The organism is Parcubacteria group bacterium CG10_big_fil_rev_8_21_14_0_10_36_14 (assembly GCA_002772895.1).
GTDB lineage: Bacteria > Patescibacteriota > Patescibacteriia.
In genome coordinates, this window is the sequence record PFCS01000010.1 from 715 (window position 1) to 4024 (window position 3310).

Genomic DNA, 3310 nt, shown 5'->3' on the forward strand with positions numbered 1-3310 from the left:
AATAAGCCGTGATGCCTCGTGGATTTTTCATTCTGCTCCATTTATTATTTTTGCCGTAACTATTGTGGTAGGAGCGAATATTCCTCTCTTTGGACTTTTTTTCAATAATACTTTAACCGGAGATATGCTGATTATCGTGTATGCACTCTCTATCGGTACTTTCTTTTTGGCGTTAGCCGGTATGGATACGGGGAGTGCTTTCGGAGGATTCGGTTCCAGCCGAGAAATGACTCTTTCTGCTTTAGCGGAAGGTGGACTTATTTTTTCTCTTTTGACAGTGGCCTTAATCAGTGACACTACGAATTTATTTGCCATTTCCAGCTCTATATTTGGACAGGGTCAACATTTTTTTTCTGCGCTGTTGGCTTTTAGCGGATTTTTTATTGTGCTACTGGCTGAAACAGCAAGGTTTCCATATGACAATCCGGACACTCATTTGGAATTGACGATGATTCACGAAGCAATGATTTTAGAGTATTCCGGTAAAAGATTAGCCTTGATGGAATGGGCTTCCGCTAATAAGCTACTTATTTTCTTTGCTTTGGGAACAAATTTGTTTTTTCCTTTAGGTTTAGCGCAAAATGCATATACTGGCGCGATCGTTGCAGGCATTGCTATTTTTATGGTAAAGATACTTATTTTTTGTTTGGTTATTGCCTTGATTGAATCTAGTATGGCTAAGTTTCGTTTTTTCCGATTACCGGATCTTTTGTTAATCTCTTTTATTCTTAATGTGATAGCCCTCGGCATCATTCACTAAAATGAATATTCTAAACTTGCAATTTTTACTGGAGATAGTTTTTGGAACCATTATCTTTTTACATATTACAAAAAAGAATTTTGGAGCGACCCTGTCGTACAGTCTTCAATCATTGATGATTGCCATAATACTTTTCAATTCTTTTTTTGAAACAGGTAATACATCTTTACTCTTTATTACTCTGCTTATCTTTATTGTTAAAGTAATTTTAACGCCAATATTTTTTATTAAGTTAATTCGACAGCATGCATTAATGTTTTCTGTTAGCACTTATCTCAATACGCCATTAACCTTAATAATTATTGCCACCTTGACTTTTGTCGCCCATTCCCAAAAATTCGCGCCACTAACCGGTATTATTCCAGCCAACCAAGCCTTGTTATCACTGGCTCTGGCCTCAATATTCCTTTCACTGTTCTTAGTTATTAACCGTAAAGGCGCTTTATCGCAAATTATTGGAATTCTTTCTTTGGAGAATAATATTGTCGCCTTTACTATTTTTGCAGGTTTGGAACAATCACCTATGCTTCAACTTGGTATTATGTTTAATATTTTTATTTGGCTCATTATTGCTACCATATTTATATCTATGATTTATAGACACTTTGGAACGCTTAATGTAACGACAATGAATAATTTAAAAGATTAAGATTATGGAGATACTATTTATAATCACAATTTTAATAATCACAGCGCTTTTAAACATGCTAATTAAACGAAGATTTGCGATTGAATTTTTTTCTATTCTCGCCTCTTCCATTACATTGTTTGAATCTATAGCTGTTGCTTTGAAAGTTTCCGCTTTCGGTGTTTATTCTCCATTCGTTTTTTTCTCGGTTGATTCGCTCGGAGCGATTGTGATGCTCATTATTGCCTGCGTCGGATTTATTGCGACTATTTATTCTATTCAATATCTTCGTCAGGAAACCGCCAAGGGCATTATCGGTTTTACAAGGATAAAACAATATTTTGTTTTGTTAAATATTTTTCTGGTAGCAATGTTATTAGCTATTACCGCCAACAATCCAGTATTTGCTTGGATTTTTATTGAAGCCACGACGCTTTCCACCGCCTTTCTTATTAGTTTTTACAATAAGCCATCAGCTATGGAGGCGGCCTGGAAGTATTTGATTATCAATTCCATTGGTTTGCTTTTGGGATTTTTTGGAACGCTGTTATATTTTACTTCCACCAGCCCACTTGGCGGAGACGGATTTGTTAGTTGGCAATCACTCATGGCTAATAGCGCTCATTTGGATCCATTGATTGCCAAAATAGCTTTTATTTTTGTCTTGATCGGTTACGGCACAAAAGTCGGGCTAGCACCCATGCACACTTGGTTGCCGGATGCTCACAGTAAAGCCCCGGCGCCAATCAGCGCCCTATTGTCTGGAGTATTACTGAATGTGGCGCTTGTTGTTGTTCTTCGATTTAAAATGATTACGGATGCAGTTGTTGGTCAACATTTTACTCAAAATTTATTGATTGCTTTTGGTTTATTTTCTATTGCTATTGCCGCCTTTATTATTTTAACTCAAACAAACTATAAACGACTGTTAGCTTATTCAAGTATTGAAAATATGGGTATTATTGCACTCGGTTTTGGGTTGAGCGGTTTAGGCATTTTGGGTGCCATCCTGCATATGATATATCATGCTCTGATAAAATCGGCTTTATTTTTATCCGCCGGGACAATATTTGTAAAATATAGTTCAACAAAAATTTCTAAAATTAAAGGCGTACTAACGACCCTGCCTATAACGAGCATTATTTTTATCGTAGGTTTTTTAGTGATTACCGGTACTCCGCCCTTTGGCATATTTTTTAGTAAAGTACTCATTGTTTCCGAAGGTATAAAAACCTATCCTGTGATTAGTGTGTTAGCTCTATTTTTGATGACGATTCTGTTTATTGGATTTTTTAAACATGTCAGCAGTATATTTTTTAGCCAGAAACCTAAAGACATTGAAGCCGGCGAAAGTAGTGTCTGGTTAATTATTCCACCAATGATATTATTGGCAATCACGATCATTTTAAGTTTTTATATTCCACCATTTTTATCCACATTAATAAATGATGCTGTTTCTCACTACTAATATGATTAAAAAGAAAATACAACAATTTATTCCCCAAGACGCGCAGGTTGAATTCCATAACAACAGCGCTACTTTTGAAGTATCAACTTTAGAGATAAAGAAGGCCACTCATGATTTATACGCTAATAAAAATCTTTCACTCAAGCTTATTGCCGCGACCGACGAAAGAGCAGAAAATGGCTATTTTAAAATTTGGTATATTTTTGGCGTGCCAAAAGAAAATTTATTTATAATCCCTTTTATTTTATTAAAAAATAAAACAGAATTTCCTTCAATCTCCCTTGTTATTTATGAAGCATTAAACTACGAAAGAAAAATAAAGACATTTTTTGGTCTTGATCCAATCGGGTGCCATGATAAAAGACCAATCATTCTTCACGAAAATTGGCCAATAGATGTTTTTCCTTTAAGAAAAGATTATGATTGGCAAAAAAGACCTCAAATAGCTAGTGGC

Annotated in this window: 4 protein-coding genes and 1 pseudogene (1 of these 5 cut by a window edge); all 5 read left to right on the forward strand. The window is 35.3% G+C overall.

Features of this window, described 5'->3' with window-relative positions; genetic code table 11:
• Positions 1 to 12: pseudogene (locus COU51_00845) on the forward strand (hypothetical protein); it begins 195 nt to the left of the window's first position.
• Positions 2 to 760 carry a formate hydrogenlyase gene (locus tag COU51_00850; protein PIR67009.1) on the forward strand — a complete coding sequence of 253 codons (759 nt, stop codon included), beginning with the start codon at positions 2 to 4 and terminating at the stop codon, positions 758 to 760. Before COU51_00845 ends, COU51_00850 begins: the two are co-directional and overlap by 11 nt.
• Position 761: 1 nt before the next feature.
• Entirely contained in the window at positions 762 to 1409 is a 648-nt protein-coding gene (locus COU51_00855; protein PIR67010.1) for a hypothetical protein, read from the forward strand.
• Positions 1410 to 1413: 4 nt separating this feature from the next.
• Positions 1414 to 2856 (forward strand): hydrogenase, encoded by a 1443-nt coding sequence (locus COU51_00860; protein ID PIR67011.1) that lies wholly within the window; start codon positions 1414 to 1416, stop codon positions 2854 to 2856.
• Between the two features lies 1 nt (position 2857).
• On the forward strand, positions 2858 to 3310 hold a 453-nt coding region (locus tag COU51_00865; GenBank protein ID PIR67012.1), incomplete at its 3' end, for a hypothetical protein.

Excerpts from the sequence above, each read along its gene's own strand:
- COU51_00855 (PIR67010.1), top strand. The coding sequence starts at position 762 with ATGAATATTCTAAACTTGCAATTTTTACTGGAGATAGTTTTTGGAACC.
- COU51_00860 (PIR67011.1), top strand. The coding sequence starts at position 1,414 with ATGGAGATACTATTTATAATCACAATTTTAATAATCACAGCGCTTTTA.